This is a genomic window from Gemmatimonadetes bacterium SCN 70-22 (assembly GCA_001724275.1).
Lineage (GTDB): Bacteria > Gemmatimonadota > Gemmatimonadetes > Gemmatimonadales > Gemmatimonadaceae > SCN-70-22.
Genome location: MEDZ01000017.1, coordinates 28164 through 44059 on the forward strand (window position 1 = coordinate 28164; position 15896 = coordinate 44059).

Annotated in this window: 10 protein-coding genes; 5 read left to right on the top strand and 5 right to left on the bottom strand. The window is 70.2% G+C overall.

All coding sequences use genetic code 11. The annotated features are described in order from the left end of the window. Window positions 1–90 precede the first annotated feature (90 nt). A complete protein-coding gene (locus ABS52_10150) occupies window positions 91–2634 on the top strand; it encodes an endopeptidase La (GenBank protein ID ODT03239.1) in 2544 nt (847 codons plus the stop codon). Between the two features lie 119 nt (window positions 2635–2753). Beyond that, entirely contained in the window at window positions 2754–4004 is a 1251-nt protein-coding gene (locus tag ABS52_10155; protein ID ODT03240.1) for a hypothetical protein, read from the top strand. A 95-nt stretch (window positions 4005–4099) separates the two neighbouring features. On the opposite strand, the gene ABS52_10160 is transcribed toward ABS52_10155, so the two are convergent. Further along, window positions 4100–6061: a hypothetical protein gene (locus ABS52_10160; GenBank protein ID ODT03241.1), complete on the bottom strand. Its 1962-nt coding sequence runs from the start codon at window positions 6059–6061 to the stop codon at window positions 4100–4102. A 1438-nt stretch (window positions 6062–7499) separates the two neighbouring features. Here ABS52_10160 and ABS52_10165 point away from each other — a divergent pair. Both ABS52_10165 and ABS52_10170 read left to right on the top strand, forming a co-directional pair. Further along, the gene (locus ABS52_10165; GenBank protein ID ODT03275.1) at window positions 7500–8357 is read left to right on the top strand and encodes an NAD(+) synthase; all 858 of its coding nucleotides are present in this window, start codon (window positions 7500–7502) and stop codon (window positions 8355–8357) included. 13 nt (window positions 8358–8370) lie between these two features. Further along, window positions 8371–8709 (top strand): hypothetical protein, encoded by a 339-nt coding sequence (locus ABS52_10170; protein ODT03242.1) that lies wholly within the window; start codon window positions 8371–8373, stop codon window positions 8707–8709. 45 nt (window positions 8710–8754) lie between these two features. On the opposite strand, the gene ABS52_10175 is transcribed toward ABS52_10170, so the two are convergent. The 3 genes from ABS52_10175 to ABS52_10185 all read right to left on the bottom strand — a co-directional run bounded on the left by ABS52_10175 (window position 8755) and on the right by ABS52_10185 (window position 11355). Then, window positions 8755–9147, bottom strand: a complete 393-nt coding sequence (locus ABS52_10175) for a hypothetical protein (protein ODT03243.1) — start codon at window positions 9145–9147, stop codon at window positions 8755–8757. A 348-nt stretch (window positions 9148–9495) separates the two neighbouring features. After that, window positions 9496–9978, bottom strand: coding sequence for a hypothetical protein (locus ABS52_10180; protein ODT03244.1), 483 nt, complete (start codon window positions 9976–9978; stop codon window positions 9496–9498). Window positions 9979–10131: 153 nt separating this feature from the next. After that, window positions 10132–11355, bottom strand: coding sequence for a hypothetical protein (locus ABS52_10185; protein ID ODT03245.1), 1224 nt, complete (start codon window positions 11353–11355; stop codon window positions 10132–10134). 179 nt (window positions 11356–11534) lie between these two features. On the opposite strand from ABS52_10185, the gene ABS52_10190 reads away from it, so the two are divergent. Then, on the top strand, window positions 11535–13643 hold the full coding sequence (locus tag ABS52_10190; GenBank protein ID ODT03246.1) for a dehydrogenase: 2109 nt from the start codon (window positions 11535–11537) through the stop codon (window positions 13641–13643). A gap of 587 nt (window positions 13644–14230) precedes the next feature. On the opposite strand, the gene ABS52_10195 is transcribed toward ABS52_10190, so the two are convergent. Then, window positions 14231–15895 carry an amidohydrolase gene (locus ABS52_10195; protein ID ODT03247.1) on the bottom strand — a complete coding sequence of 555 codons (1665 nt, stop codon included), beginning with the start codon at window positions 15893–15895 and terminating at the stop codon, window positions 14231–14233. Window position 15896: the final 1 nt, after the last annotated feature.

A 15896-nucleotide genomic window follows, 5' to 3' on the forward strand; every position in this document is an offset into this window, starting at 1 on the left:
AAGGCGGAGTCGTTCACCCTTCGTCTCCCGTTCCCGAACGCGCACGTCCTCGCCTTCTCGTCTTCTCGTCCTCTCGTCCTCCGGTAGAACATGGGCCAACGACAGACCCTCCCCGTCCTCCCCCTTCGCGGGATGGTGACATTCCCGGGCCTCACCTCTCCCATCGCGGCGGGGCGCCCCGGGACCTTGCGCGCCATCGAGGCCGCGCTCAAGGCGGACCGCCTCGTCTTCGCCGTGGCGCAGCGCGACAATACGGACGAGCCCTCCCCGGAAATCCTCTACTCCATGGGCGTCATCGCGCGGATCGGCCAGATCCAGCGCGGCCTGGGCGGCGTGCAGCTCCTCCTCCAGGGAGAGCAGCGGGCCACCTCGCTCCAGTACACGATGGGTGACGGCTATCTCAACGCCATCGTGATGCCCACCGAGGAGATGGCGCCGCTCGACGAGCATGACCCGGCGTTCGAGGCGCTCCACAAGGAGGCACGCGAGCGCGCCCAGGAACTGGGGGAAAAGCGCGGCCTTCCCGAGGAAGTCGTACACCAGGTCCTCGACTCGGTCGACGAGCCGGGGCGCTTCACCGACCTGGTGGCCGGCTACATCGAGCTCCCGGTGGCGGAAAAGCAGGGGCTCCTGGAGACGCTCAGCGTCGAGGAGCGGCTGCGTCGCGTCCTGGTGCACGTCCAGCGCCAGATCGGCATGCTCGAGGCCCAGGAGGAGATCAAGTCCCAGGTGCAAGAGGAGCTGGGAGAGCGCCAGCGCGAGATGTTCCTGCGGGAGCAGCTCAAGGCGATCCAGAAGGAGCTGGGGGAGGACGACCAGTCCAAGGAAGTCGCCGAGCTTCGCGAGAAGCTCGCCAAGCTCGACCTCAAGAAGGAGGCGAGAGCCGAGGTCGAGCGCGAGCTGGGACGCCTCGAGCGGTCGGGGCGCGAGTCCATGGAGGCCCAGGTGATCCGCACCTACCTCGAATGGATCGCCGAGCTCCCCTGGAACCAGCGCTCCGACGACCTCCTCGACCTCAAGCGCGCGACCGAGATCCTCGATGAGGACCACTACGGGCTCAAGGATGTGAAGGATCGCGTCCTGGAGTTCCTCGCCGTGCGCCAGTTGCGCGCCCAGCAGGTGGCCGACGAGGTCAGCAAGACGGGCGAGTTCTCGGCCATGCCGGCCGCCGGCGACGGCGGGGCGGCGGCGGCGCCCGAGGGGAACGGCGAGGGCGACGAGCATGTCATGCCCGACGCACGCGAGGCGAAGGCCCGCGCGATGGCCCGGGGGCCGATCCTCCTCTTCTCCGGCCCGCCGGGGGTGGGGAAGACGTCGATCGCCAAGTCGATCGCCCGCTCGCTGGGGCGCGAGTACGTGCGCGTCGCGTTAGGCGGCGCCCGCGACGAGGCGGACATTCGCGGCCACCGGCGTACCTACGTCGGCGCCATGCCGGGACGCATCATCCAGGGGATGAAGCAGGCGGGGACCAAGAACCCGGTCTTCCTGCTCGATGAGGTGGACAAGCTGGGGCAGTCGTTCCAGGGCGACCCGTCGAGCGCCCTCCTCGAGGTCCTCGACCCGGCGCAGAACGATTCGTTCACCGACCACTATCTCGGGGTCCCGTTCGACCTCAGCGAAGTGCTGTTCATCGCCACGGCCAACTTCATCCAGAACATCCCGGGCCCGCTCCTGGACCGCATGGAGGTGGTGGAGTTCGCCGGCTACACCGAACGCGAGAAGGCAGAGATCGCCAAGAAATACCTGATCCCCCGCCAGCTCGAGGAGTCGGGACTGCAGGACAAGAACGTCGCCTTCGACGATGACGCGGTGATGTCGGTCGTGTCGCACTACACGCGTGAGAGCGGCGTCCGCCAGCTCGAGCGCGAGATCGGACGCGTCTGCCGCAAGGTGGCGCGGCAGCTGGCCACCGGCGATGCCTCCACCATCGCCGACAACCGTATCGACGCCGACGAGGTGCGCGCGCTCCTCGGACGCCCCAAGGTCCACCCCGAGCGTGCGCAGGAGCACCACGAGATCGGGATCGCCACCGGGATGTACTACACCCCGATGGGCGGCGACATCATGTTCGTCGAGGCCTCGATTCGCGGCGGGGATGGGCGCGGGGCGCTGGGCGAGGAAGGGGGGGCGCGTCCGGGCCCCATCTCCCTGATCCTCACCGGCCAGCTGGGCGACGTCATGAAGGAGAGCGCGCGGGCCGCGCTCACCTACGCCACCAACAATGCCGCCGCGCTCGGCATCCCCGCGGAGCGGATCAACGCCGCCACCGAGGCACACATCCACGTCCCGGCCGGCGCCATCCCCAAGGACGGCCCCTCGGCCGGCCTCGCGATCGCGACCGCGCTCGTCTCGGAGCTGTCGGGGCACCCGGTCCGGCGCGACGTGGCGATGACCGGCGAGATCACGCTGCGGGGACGCGCCCTCCCCATCGGCGGGCTGAAGGAGAAGGTCCTCGGCGCACACCGAGCCGGGATCAAGCACATCATCCTCCCCAAGCAGAACGCCGACGACGTCGAGGACATCCCCGACGAGGTGCGGAAGGAGCTCACCTTCCACCCGGTCGAGACGCTCGCCGAGGTACTGGCGATCGCCCTGACGGGCGACGGCAGCCGGCACGACGTCAAGGCGGCCTAGGCACCGGGGAACCCCTGACCCACGCGCGGGCGCCGACGAGGCGCCCGCGTCGCATTGCGGGGGAGGCGGAACCAGCGCGAGCTTCGACACGTAGGGCCCGCCGACTCCCACCTCGCGCCATGTTCACGTCCTTCGCCACCGCCTTCGCCGTCGCCTTCGACCAGCTGCGGGTCAACACGCTCCGGACCCTCCTCTCGACCCTCGGCGTCATCATCGGGGTCGGGTCGCTGGTGGCGGTCCTCTCGTTAGGCGACGGCCTCGAGCGGTTCACGCGCAACGAGGTGGAACGCACCACCGACGTGCAGTCGGTGTCGCTCTCCTCGCGCACCATGGAGCGCATCGACGGGGAGTGGGTCCCCGTGCGCGACTATCCCGTCTTCACCCGCGACGACGCGACCGCGATCACCCGCGAGGTGGACTTCGTCAAGGATGTGTCGCTCTCGGTGGGCTCGACCGTGCCGGTCGAATCGCCACGGAGCGGGAGGCGGAGGGAAACCTCGGTGACCGCCGCGATGGCCGGCGTCGACCAGTATTCGCATGCGGAGCTCGCGGCCGGACGCTTCTTCACCCGGGTCGAGGACGAGCGCAATTCGGCGGTCGTGGTGCTCTCGCACAAGCTCGCCTCCGACCTCGCCCTCCCCCGTTCCCCGGAGCGCCTCCTGGGCGAGTCGGTGCGCGTCAATGGCGCCCCGCGCATGGTCATCGGGATCCTCGCACCCTACAAGGGTGAGCGCGGCTGGGCCGCGATCGTCCCATATGCGTCGGCCCCCCTCCTCGCCACGGCAGGCGGGCGGCGCCTCCTCCCCACCATCGCCGTCCGGGCCACCCGCATCGAGGACGTCAACGCGCTCAAGGCCTCGGTCGAGGACTGGCTGGGGCGGCGCTACGGCTCGCGGTGGGAACGACGGGTGGAGCTGGGAACGATGGAGAAGCGCCTCGAGCAGGCGACCCAGGGCGTGCGCGTCTTCAAGTGGTTCATGGGCGCGATCGCCGCCATCTCGCTCCTCGTCGGGGGGATCGGCATCATGAACGTCATGCTCGCCTCGGTCACCGAGCGCACGCGCGAGATCGGGGTGCGCAAGGCCATCGGCGCTCGCCCGCGCGACGTCCTCCTGCAATTCCTGTCCGAGTCGGTCGCGATCTCGAGCGTGGGGAGCGCGATCGGCGTGCTGCTCGGGGCGTTCATTGCCGCGCTGGCGATCCTGGTGATCCGGCAGCAGACGGGGGTCGCGGGCCTTGCGCCGAGCCTCTCGGCGTCGTCGGTCTTCGTGGCGGCCGGGTCGGCCGTCGCGATCGGGCTGGTCTTCGGCACCTATCCGGCGCGCCGCGCCGCGCGCCTCTCGCCCATCGACGCCATCCGGCACGAATAGGCGTCGGCGCGGCAGGCGGTGCGACGCCGTCAGGTACAATGCGGCGTCGGGTGGCGCGAGGCGTGTCCGGCGCGACGGCCGCCGCCCGCGGTCGCTCAGCGCACGATCGGCCCGACTCGCAGGATGCGCCAGGCGTCCATGCGCAGGATGGGGGGCTCGGTGGACGGGAGGAAGTACTCGGTGTAGCGCCGCTCGGGCGGGGTCGCGTCGGACGCCACCTGCCCCGTCGCGCGGTCCAACTCGGCGGAAACGATCCCTTCGGGGGGGAGCCAGGCGGCGACACCGCGTCCCGCGCCGGCCTTCTGCACGAGGCGCCCGAAGATCGGCGCCGCGAGCGAGCCCCCGGCCGCCCCGGGGGTGATCGTCTTCGGCGTATCGAAGCCAAGCCAGACCCCGGCCACGAGGTCGGGCGTCATCCCGACGAACCAGACGTCGGCGTTGTCGTTGGTCGTCCCGGTCTTGCCGGCGACGGGGATGGATGGCGGGACATAGCGGCGCACCGCGGTCGCAGTCCCGCGATCGACGGCATCGCGCATCATGTCGCGCACGATGAAGGCCACCTTCGGGTCGATCATCGGGGTCGGGGCCAGGGGGCGCATCTGCCACACCACCTTTCCCGCCTGGTCCTCGATCGTACTGATGAAGCGCGGCTCGACCCGGCTCCCGAGGTTGGCGAAGGTGGCGAACGCGCTGACCAGGTCGAGCGGCTGCACCACCGACGCCCCGATGGCGCTCGACGGATACGGGGCGATGAACGAGGCGATGCCTAACGACCGGGCCATGGCGGTCACCGAGTCCATTCCCAGGCGCAACGCGAGCTGGACGGCCACGGGGTTGCGCGAGAGGACGAGCCCTTCCCGCATCGTCACGGGGCCCAGGAACTTGCCGTCGGCATTCTCCGGGCGGTACGTCGTGCGATTGGGGAGGGGGATGGCGAGCGCCGTGTCGGGAACGATGGTGTTGGGGGGGAGGCTGTCGGCGATGGCGGCGGCGTACACCACCGGCTTGAACGCCGATCCCGGCTGGCGCATCGCGCTGACGGCGCGGTTGTACGGCGACTCCGCGTAGTCGCGCCCCCCGACGAGGGCGCGCACGTCGCCGGACGAGGGATCGAGCGCGACCACCGCCCCCTGAAGGTAGTCGGTGCTCCCCTTCGGCTTGCGGGCGTACGTCGGGTGGCGGTATCCGGGCCGGGCCTCGACTTCGGCCGTCCCTTCGCGCAATGCCTCGTTGGCCGCCAGCTGGATCACGGGGTCGAGCGTCGTCTGGATCCGGTATCCCCCCTCGGCGACCTTGATCCCGGCCCGCTCGGCCTGGACGCGCACGACGTCGACGAAGTAGGGGGCGGGCGCCGAAAGGCCGGCGTTAGGCGCCACCACCACCGGCTCGCGCTGCGCCGCGGCCGCCTGGGCGGCCGTGATGTAGCGCTGCTCGGCCATCAGCGAGAGGACGAGGTTGCGGCGCGTCCGGGCCCGGTCGGGGTGGCGCGCCGGATCATAGATTGCCGGCCCCTTGGGGAGGGCGGCCAGCGTCGCCGCCTCGGCGAGGGTGAGCCGCGCCGCCGGCTTGCCGAAGTAGTGCCGCGCCGCCGACTCGATGCCGTAGTAGCGCGACCCGAAGTGAATGAAGTTGAGGTAGGCCTCGAGGATCTGCTCCTTGGTGTAGTGCTTCTCCATCTCGCGCGCCGCCGCCTGCTCGCGGAGCTTGCGCATCGGGCTGCGATCGGTCCGGTCGATGATGTCGGGATGCATGTTCCCGACGAGCTGCTGCGTGATGGTGCTCGCCCCGCGCAGGCGCCCCCCCAGCGCATCCTTGATCGCGCCGGCGACGCCGACGATGTCGACGCCGTCGTGCTGGTAGAAGCGCTGGTCCTCCACGGCGACGAACGCCTGCGGCACGTAGCGCGGGAGCGACCGGAGCGAAACCAGGGTCCGCCACTGGCGCCCGATCTCGCCGATGAGCGAGCCGTCGCGCGCATACACCTGCGATGACTGCGGCATCGCGACGATGCGCCACGGCTCGCCTGACGAGGGAGGGGGCGTCTCCTGTGCCGCCATCGGCGACGCCGCGACGAGCAGGGCCGCCGTCGCCGCGAGCCACCACCCTGCCCCCGGCCGGCGACGCGGCCTGGTGGCGTGGCAAGGTGGAGGCGCGGCGTGGCGGGCGGTCACGTACGGAGCGGCGATGCGAGGGGGAAGGAGGGGGGCGGTGTACGTCGCCCGCGGCGCGTCATGCGACACGGGGCGACGGCATTCCACGCCTGAAGGTAATACCCGGCTGCGTCTCCCAGTTTCGTGCGCTCGACGCTCGAGGCGCGGCGACGTGCCCCACCGATGGGACGCGACGCGGCGCACGGACGACGGTCGCCACGTTGCTGTCCGGCGGCGCCCGCACCAGCTTTCCGCCATGCCGAGAACCCTGACGATCGCCACCACCCAATTGCACCCGCGAAAGGGCGACTACGCGGCGAATCTCTCGCGCCTGGGAGGCGTCATCGCCCAGCTCACCCAGGGGGAGACCCCCCCGCAGGTGATCCACCTCCCCGAAGCGGCCCTGTCGGGTTACTTCGTCGAGGGCGGGGTGCGTGAAGTCGCGGTGACGGCCGGGACGCTGGCCTCGGACCTGGACCGGGCGTATCGGGACGCTGCGCGCGAGGGTTCGCTCCGTCCGGTCGATGTGATCGCCGGGTTCTACGAACGCTGGCGGGAGACGCTCTACAACTCGGCAGCCTACGTGCGACTCGGGGAGGGGGCTCCACGCGTCTTGCACGTGCATCGCAAGGCGTTCCTGCCGACGTACGGACTGTTCGACGAGGAGCGATTCGTCGAGCGCGGACACGACATCCGGGCGTTCGACACCCCCTGGGGACGCGCGGCGCTCCTGATCTGCGAGGACGCCTGGCATTCGCTGTCGGGGACGATCGCCGCCCTCGATGATGCGGAGGTGATCTTCGTCTCGTCGGCGGCACCCGCCCGCGGCATTCACCCGCGCGACACCGGACCGTCGGGCCCCGCGACGGTGGCGCGCTGGGAGCGCCTCATCCGCGAGATCGCCGAGGAGCATGGGATCTTCGTCTCGCTGTCCAACCTCGTCGGGAGCGAAGGAGGAAAGGTCTTCGCGGGGTGCTCGGCGGTGATGGGGCCGCACGGTGACGTGCGCGTGCGCGGGCCGGCGTGGGAGGAGGCGGCGCTGGTGACGCGACTGGACCTCCGCGACATCGGGCGTGCACGCTCGGACACGCCGTTGCTGGCCGACCTGCGGACCGCGATCCCGCACCTGCAGCGCTCGCTCGAACGCGCCGAGCGCGGAGAGCGCGCGGGAGCGGCGACGTATGACGCGGAGGAGCGCGCGAGCCACGGCACCGCGACGGGCGGCGGCGCGCCGGGAGCTGCCCAAGCGGAGACCGAGGTCGGCGTCGGCGGGGGGGCGCGGGGGGCCCCCCCCGATACGAATACTGCCGCCGATTCCTCCCGCGAGCGTCATCATTCCCTTGCCATCCAGGTCCTTTCCACCGCCGACGGCGCCGATGACACGGGAGGGCCGCCCCCCCTCGACATCGACGCCACGCTGGTCGAAGCCTGGCTCACGAAGTTCATCCGCGACGAGATGACACGCCGCGGCTTCCAGCGCGCGGTCGTCGGGGTGTCGGGGGGAGTCGACTCTGCCGTGACCGCCTTTCTCGCCGCGCGCGCGCTCGGCAAGGAGAACGTGCTGGGGCTGCGGCTCCCCTATCGCACCTCGAGCCGGGAATCGCTCGAGCACGCGCAGCTCGTCATCGACTCCCTCGGCATCCCCTCGCGCACCCTCGACATCTCCGGCGCCGTCGACGGCTACCTGGCGCACGAGCCCGACGCCGATCCGACGCGTCGCGGCAACGTCATGGCGCGCGTGCGCATGATCGCCCTCTTCGACCAGTCGGCACGCCTTCGCGGCGTCCCGTTAGGCACGGGCAACAAGACCGAGCGGCTCTTCGGGTACTTCACCTGGCATGCCGACGACTCGCCACCGATCAACCCGCTGGGCGACCTCTTCAAGACGCAGGTCTGGGCCCTGGCCCGGCACCTGGGCGTTCCCGAGGTGATCGTCGGCAAGCCCGCCTCGGCCGACCTCGTCCCCGGCCAGACCGACGAGGGCGATTTCGGGATCAGCTTCGCGCACGCCGACGTGATCCTGAACTGGCTGGTATCGGGATACTCGGCAGCCGACCTCGTGGCCCGTGGCTTCGACGCCGAGCAGGTCGCGCTCGTGCGCCGCCGCGTGGACGGGACGCACTGGAAGCGGAAGCTCCCCACCGTGGCGATGCTGACCCAGACCGCGATCGGCGAGTCGTACCTGCGCCCGGTCGACTACTAGCGGGACGGCGCCGATGTCATACGTCCTCAGGCTCCGCGACGTCATCGTCGGGCGATCGGACCTGGCCGAGCGCGACGCGGAGCGGCGCACGGCGCGCGGCGCGTTCCGGCCCGGCCTGGGATGGGAGCTGGTGGAGCCGATCTTCGCACTCCTCCCGGTTGGCGACATGGCGGCGTCGGACGAGCAGCGCGAACGCTATCGCCGCGCCCGCGACACCCTGGCCCTGGCGCTGTACGGGCCCGACGCCGCGCTCGTCGACACGGCACGCATCGACATCGTCCCCGACCCCACGTCGCCGACAGGGCTGGCGCTCGAGGTGGGCGTGGTGGATGATGCCTTCTGGCAGCGCTGACGCCCCGTCGCGCGCGCGGGGCCTGCGTCGGGCCGCTGGCGCGGGCTACGCCGCGTAGGCGAGGCTCACGGCGCGCCGCGCCCCGCGCTTGAGTGCGCGATGCACGGCGCGCGCATACCGAACGAAGTTCGCGCCGGCCCACGGATGCCGCGCGAAGAACTCGTGCGGCAGCATGTCGCCCTTGAGTCGATTGCAGCGAGCGCAGGCGGTCACGAGGTTTCCGGGGGCGTGCGTCCCCCCGCGGGCGAGGGGATAGACGTGGTCGAGGGTGGCCTCCTCGAGCGCGAGCCGCTCGGCGCAGTACACGCAGCGCCGGCCGCAGTCACGCATGGCGGCGTGCTTCAGCGCGCGTTTCAGGTCTCGGTACTGCAGGTGACGGTCGCGGTCATCAGGGGCGCGACGCGCGCGCGGCGAACGAGGAAGGACCACCCGAAGCATCCCACGTCGAGACATTGCACCTCGCCGGAAAAGACGACACCCCGCCCCGGCAAGCCGGGGCGGGGTGTCGCGAGTGGAGGAGAGCCGATGCCCGGTGCCGCGAGTCGTCGCGGCACCTGGGGTTCGCCGGTCGAGAATCTGCGAACTCGGGGCATCTCCCTCCTGTCATGCGGGGACCGATGGCCCCGCGCCGGGATACTTATGTTGCATAACGATTGATCGCGCAAGACCCCTCGGGCCGCGAGTGGGCCGTCCGTCGGCCGCGAACACGCCGCGAAAACGCCGCGAGGCCGCCGTGAGGCGGCCTCGCGGTCGGACGAAGGCGGCGTCGTTATGCGCCGAGCGCCGTCAGGCGCTCATCACCGACAGGCGACGCGCGATGTGCTGGCGTACCGGGTCGCGCAGCTCGGCGATGATCCGCGCCGCCATCGCGTCGAGCAGCGTCCGGTCCGGCATCGTCGACCCGGCGAAGGGGAGCGGGATGTCGAACCCGTCGCCCGCGCGGCGGGGAATGAGGTGCACGTGGTAGTGGAAGACGTCCTGTCCCGCGGCCTCCCCCGAGTTCACCACCAGGTTCATGTCCTCCGCCCCGTTCAGGCGCCGGACCACCGGCGACAGGCGCAGCGCCACGTCGAACAGGTGCATGGCCAGCTCGGGCGGAATGTCGGTGAGATTCTCGTGATGCTCGCGCGGGACGACCAGGACGTGCCCGAGGTTCACCGGCTGGATGTCCATGAACGCGATCGCGCTGGAATCCTCGTAGCACATGGATACCTCTCCGGCCCCATTGATGAGGTCGCAGAAGATGCAGTGGCGGCCCGGCGCGGTCATGTCTCGTCTCCTCGGGTGACGAGGAGGGGAAGTGCATGAGCGGTGCCAGCGCCCCGGCCGTGGCGTAAGCGGCGACACCGCCCCCCGCAGGGAGGAATCGTGGAATTCCCTCCCTGCAGGCGAGGCGCGCACGCCACAACCCGGGTGCGCGTCCTACATCCTGACGAGCTCGACCCGTCGGTTGTTCTGGCGCCCTTCGGGGGTGTCGTTCGAGTCGGTGGGCTTGGTCGCCCCGAGGCCCTTCGCGCTCAGGCGCGCGGCATCGATGCCCTGCGCCGTCAGGTAGGCCACCACCGCGGCCGCTCTCTTCTCCGAGAGCGTCTGGTTGGACGCCGCGTTCCCGACGTTGTCCGTGTGCCCTTCGATGGTGAGCTTGAGGTCGGCGTGATCGTTCAGCATCGCCGCAATCTCCTTCAACGTCGGGGTCGACTCGGGGCGGATGCGATCCGACCCGGTGTCGAAGTAGATCCCCTGAGTGGCCACGCGCCCCTTCTCGGCCAGGGCGTCATAGAGCTTCTTCCCACCCGCCGCGAGGCGGAAGGCGCCGAACAGCGCGGGATTGTCCGGGCTGCCATCGACGTAGAACAGGATCTTGCTCCCCCGCGCCGCGCTCGCGTTCGGGATGTTCGCCAGGCGCTTCTCGTTGATGTAGAGCTTGACGTAACGCCCGTCGGCCATCACCCGGGCCCGGAACATCTTGCCCCGGTACGACTCGACCCAGTCGGTCCCCGTGTAGGGGCGGCCGTCCTCGTGGTAACCGACCCTCCCGCCGTCGGCAAACTCGATGCGCTGCTTGTACTCCTCGTCGACCGGGGAAATCCAGAGCGCACCGGCGGGGACCGCAAGATCGAACTCCAGCGTGTAGCGCTCGGCCAGCGGCTGCGGGAGCACGATCTGGAACTTGGCGTCGCTCTGCGCACGCAGGTAGCGCGCCCCCTTCCACTCCACGATCTCCAGCGAGCCGCTTACAAACTCGAGTGACCGGGGGAAGTCGCCGACCTCGTCCTTCATGAAGTCGTCGGCGTACAGGACCTTCTCCCCCGGCTTGAAGTCGTAATTGGCCCACGCACCCTCCCCGGGCTTGAGCGCGTCGGTTCCCGCGGCGTCCCCACCCGCCTGTTCACCCGCGGCGGGCGTTTCCTTCTTCGAGTCGGCGTCCTTGCCCGGCACGACGTTCACCGTCTTCCCTTCGGCCTTCGCCTTCTCGATGCACTTGGCGTCGCCCATCGCGCAGTCGACGGCCTTGTCGACCTTTCGGCCGACCGACTCCTCGGCCCGGCGCTTGATCCGGTCCTTCAGGCTCTGGCCCGAGGCCGGCGCCGCCAAGGCAACCGCGGCGAGGACGCTGAACGAAACGAGCTTGTGGAACCGCCACATATGAGCCTCGAAGCTGGGGAAAGCGGGATGTGCACGCGGGATGCCTGGGCGCCGGCGCGCCCTGAATCCTGCCGGCCGCCGAGTCGCGGCGAAAGGGTGAAACTACCCAGTCCTCACCGGCCAGTCATCCGACGTAGATTACGAGGATCGCTGCCTCCTCCCTCTTCACGCGACACCCCATGGCTACGACGACCAGAACGGAGCGGAAGCGCGCCGCCGGCCTCTCGCGCGAGCAGCTCCAGCAGGCATACCGAACCATGCTCCTGTCGCGCCGCATCGACGACAAGGAGATCCAGCTCAAGCGGCAGAACAAGATCTTCTTCCAGATCTCGGGAGCGGGACACGAAGCGGTGCTCGCCGCGGCGGGGCTCCACTTCCGCCCCTCGTACGACTGGTTCTACACGTACTATCGCGACCGCGCCCTGTGCCTCGCGCTCGGGATGACCCCGGAGGAGATGCTGTACGAGGCCGTCGGCGCCGCCATCGACCCCAACTCGGGCGGCCGCCAGATGCCCTCGCACTTCGGGCACAAGGCGCTCAACATCGTGAGCGCCTCCTCGCCCACCGGGACGCAGTTCCTCCAGGCCGTGGGGTGTGCCGAGGGGATCCAGCGCGCCGCCGCGCTCGGGATCAGCGAGGGGTTCAAGGCCGACGAAGTCGTCTATGTCTCGTCGGGCGATGGCACCACGAGCGAAGGCGAGTTCTGGGAGAGCCTCAACACCGCCTGCAACCTCAAGCTCCCGATCGTCTACGTCATCCAGGACAACCAGTACGCGATCTCGGTCCCGGTGGAGGTGAACACCGCCGGCGGCTCGATCTCGAAGCTGGTCGCGTCGTTCCCCGGGCTCTACATCCAGGAGGTCGACGGCTGCGACTTCATGGCGAGCTACGAGGTGATGCAGCGCGCCGTGCAGCACGCCCGCGAGCGCAAGGGGCCGGCCTTCGTGCACGCCCACGTGATCCGCCCGTACTCGCACTCCCTGTCGGACGACGAGGTGCTGTACCGTCCCCCCGAGGAGCGGGCAGCCGACGCCGCGCGCGACCCGATCACCACCTTCCCCCGTTGGCTGGTGGAGAACGGTCACGCCACCGAGGCGGAAATCGCGAAGATCCAGGAAGAGGTGGATGCGCAGGTCCTGGCGGCGACCGACGATGCGCTGGGCCAGCCGCAGCCCGATGCCAGCACCATCTACTTCGGCGTCTACTCCCCCGACGTCGACCCGACGAGCGAGTCGTTCGACACCGAGGACGACCCGCAGTTCTCGGGGAACGAGACGACGATGGTCGACCTCTTGAACGCCTGCATGCGCGACGAGATGCGGCGCGACCCGCGCATCGTCGTCTTCGGCGAGGACGTGGCCGACGTCTCGCGCGAAGCGTACATGGGGAAGGTCAAGGGGAAGGGGGGGGTCTTCAAGGTCACGCACGGGCTGCAAAAGGAGTTCGGCTCCACGCGCGTCTACAACTCGCCGCTCGCCGAGGCGAACATCGTCGGCCGGGCCATCGGGTTGGCGGCGCGCGGCTTCAAGCCGGTCGTCGAGATCCAGTTCTTCGACTACATCTGGCCGGCGTTCATGCAGATCCGCGACGAACTGGCCACGATGCGGTGGCGGTCCAACAACGCGTTCTCGGCGCCGGTCGTCATCCGCACCACGTATGGCGGCTACATCCGCGGCGCCATCTACCACTCGCAGACCGGGGCGTCGCTCTTCACGCACAACCCGGGGCTGCGGGTCGTCTGCCCGGCGACCGCGCTCGATGCCAACGGGCTCCTTCGCACCGCCATCCGCTGCGACGACCCGGTGATCTTCCTCGAGCACAAGCACCTGTACCGGCAGACCTACAACAAGGCGGCGTATCCCGGCCCCAACTTCATGATCCCCTTCGGCAAGGCGAAGGTCGTGCGCGAGGGGAGCGACGTGACGGTGGTGACGTACGGCGCCACGGTCCAGCGCGCCTTCGCTGCGGCCAACCAGATCGCCGACGAGGGAGTCTCGGTCGAGGTCATCGACCTCCGCACGCTCTCGCCGTGGGACCAGGAGACGGTCTACGCGTCGGTCAAGAAGACCAACCGCGTGATCGTGGCGCATGAGGACTCGCTCTCGTGGGGGTACGGCGCCGAGATCGCGGCCCGCATCTCCGACGACTGCTTCGCCTGGCTCGACGCCCCGGTGAAGCGGGTGGCGAGCACCGACACGTTCGTCGGCTACGCCCCACAGCTCGAGGACGCGATCCTCCCGCAGATCGACGACTTCGCGCGGGCCTACCGGGAAATCGCGAACTTCTAGCGGCGGCCGGGGCTAAAGGGTTCGAGGGGCCGGGCGACCGTGGCGGGTCGGCCGGCCCCTTCGCATTCGACCGGCGAGTGACCTCGAAGCCTTCGCGAAAGTCAGAGGCAGTCGGCGGCGCGGCACGAATTGCCGCATCGAAGAGACGAGGGTGCACGGTCATTCGCGACGGCCCGCGCCTTGCACGGCAGTCGCGCACCGGTCCCGACTCGGGGTTCCCCGAGTGTACAGCCGGATCGGCAGGGCGTTGTATTCAACTTGCGACGTCCGCGTCAGCAGCCCGTGACCACGTGGGGTGACCGTGCCGCTGACGCCCACGGATCCTCAGGGAGGGATCGATGCAGATCTCCCACATCGAAGTTCGACGGCACCCCATCTGGCAACGCGAGGTTCATCACGAGCGGCTCGTGGCGGGCCCGGCCGGTGGGGGATCCTCATCGCGGCGGAAGCTTGCGGTGGTGATCCTGGTCGGAGTGGCCGCCGTCGCCGCACTCCTCATCGCGACCGCCTAGCGCGGCTGCGTGGCGCGGCCGAGTGGTGCGGCTGCGTGGTGCGGCTGCGTGGTGCGGCTGCGTGGCGCGGCCGACTCACCGCCGCTCGTGGACCGTCTTTCCGCCGATCACCGTGCGCATCACGCGCGCGTCGCGGATCGTCTCCGGGGCGATGGTGGTCAGGTCGCGATCGATGATGACGAAGTCGGCGAGCTTGCCGGGCTGCAGGGCCCCGAGGTCCTGCTCGTCGAAGCCGGCGAACGCGCTCCCGGCGGTGTAGGCGCGGAGCGCCTCGTCCACCGTGATCTTCTGCTCCGGCACCCAGCCAAGCGGCTGCTTGTCGTCGATCGTGCGCCTCGTGACCGCGGCGTAGATCCCCTCGATCGGGGTCGGGGGGGCGACGAACCAGTCGGAGCCGAAGGCGAGCGTCGCCTTGGCATCGAGGAACGAGCGGAAGGCATAGGTCCCCTTGGCGCGCTCGGGGCCGATCACCTTGTCCGCCCATCGCCCGTCGTCGATGGCGTGATACGGCTGCATCGACGCGATGACCCCCAGCTCGGCGAAGCGGGCGAAGTCGCCGGGGGCGACGTGCTGGGCGTGTTCGATGCGGAACCGGCGGTCGCGCGCGCCGTTCTCCTTCGCCACCCGCGCGTAGATGTCGAGCTGCGTGGCGATGGCCCGGTCGCCGATGGCGTGCACCGCCACGTGCAATCCGGCCTTGTCGGCGCCAGACACCCAGGCGTACAGGTCCTCGGGCGAGTTGACGAAGAATCCCGAGTCGTGCGGCGCGTCGGTGAACGGTGCCTTCATGGCGGCCGTGTGCGAGCCCAGCGATCCGTCCACGAAGCCCTTGAGCCCGCCCAGCTTGAGCCAGGCGTCGCCGCGCCCGCGGGCCGCCACGGTGTCGCGCAGGCGCTCCCAGGTGTTGAGCGGGACGAAGGCATAGATGCGGGTCCTGAGCCGCCCCGCCCGCTGCGCGCGGGTGGCGATCGCGAGGTCGTTCCAGGATCCCATCATGTGCACCGTGGTGACCCCGTACGACGCGACGTACGCCATCGCCGAGTCGAGGGCGCGATCCTCCACCGCCGGCGGGGGCTGCGGGACGACGCGGTCCACGAGCGACATCGCGTTGTCCTTCAAGACGCCGGCGGGCTCTCCCCCCGCCAGGCGCACGATGGTCCCGCCGCTCACCTCCGGCGTGGCCCGGGTGACACCGGCCGCCTCGAGCGCCGCCGAGTTGGCGAGCGCCATGTGCCCGTCGAGGCGGTTCACCCAGACGGGGTGATCGGGGGTGACGGAGTCGATCCACGCCCGCGTCGGAAGCGTCCCCCCCCACAGCTCGTGGTCCCAGTCGCCGCCGGTGATCCACGTCCCCTTGGGGACGGTCGCGGCGAAGGCCTCGATGCGCGCCACGAAGTCCTCCGGCGTCTTCGCGTCTCGCAGCTGCACCGAGGAGAGCCGGAACCCTCCGTCGACGAAGTGCACGTGCGAATCGATGAATCCGGGGACGACCATCTGCCCCTGGGCATCGATCACCTCGGCATCCCGGGCCAGCTTGCGGATCTCGGCGCTGGATCCCACAGCTGCAATCCGCTCGCCGCGCACGGCGATACCGTCGGCCCACGGGCGCCGCGCGTCACCCGTCCAGACGCGGGCATTGACCACCGCGAGGGTGACGGGGCCGGAGCCGGCATCGGGCGACTTCATGGTGCAACCGGCGAGGGTGGCAAGGGCGAGGAAGGTGACGAGCGGGGAGCGCATC